Genomic DNA, 443 nt, shown 5'->3' with positions numbered 1-443 from the left:
CTTACGTACCCGTTCGCGCTGGTCGGCGGGGGTGGCGGGGAGGGAGACGCGGCGGATGCCGCGGCGCGGCGGACGGTCGGATCACGACTGGTACTCGCCTGACGGGGGAACCGGCGACGAGGATGGCGACGAGTTCGACGAGGACTGCGACGACGAGTCCGACGACGAAGAGTCCCACCGACGACGACGCGTCCCGACGACGGCTCCCGCGCCGGCTGAGGCGATGTGAGGAAATGTTGCCTCCGGGAGGCAACCGACGCCCCCGGCCGGCACGTCTCAATCGGCGCACTGACCGGCGTTCCTCCGCTCCGCGACCGCGGACGTGGTGAGTTCCACATGCGTGGGACTGGGGAACCGGATCACCCGGTCGTAGCGTTGAGGACTGTGGACGAGGCGCCTCGGCTCCCGCCAGGGGCCTCGTGGGGTTGGGATTCTGGCAACGA

At 70.2% G+C, this 443-nt stretch carries 1 protein-coding gene; it reads left to right on the top strand.

What is annotated here, in order from left to right:
• A partial coding sequence (locus LPA54_RS39030) for a hypothetical protein (RefSeq protein ID WP_228985128.1) occupies positions 1-229 on the top strand: 229 nt, incomplete at its 5' end.
• Positions 230-443 lie beyond the last annotated feature (214 nt).

Source organism: Streptomyces sp. DH12 (assembly GCF_020873895.1).
In the GTDB taxonomy this organism is placed as follows: Bacteria; Actinomycetota; Actinomycetes; order Streptomycetales; family Streptomycetaceae; genus Streptomyces.
Note: the sequence above shows the minus strand (reverse complement) of the source record. Positions and strands in the feature narration are given on the sequence as shown.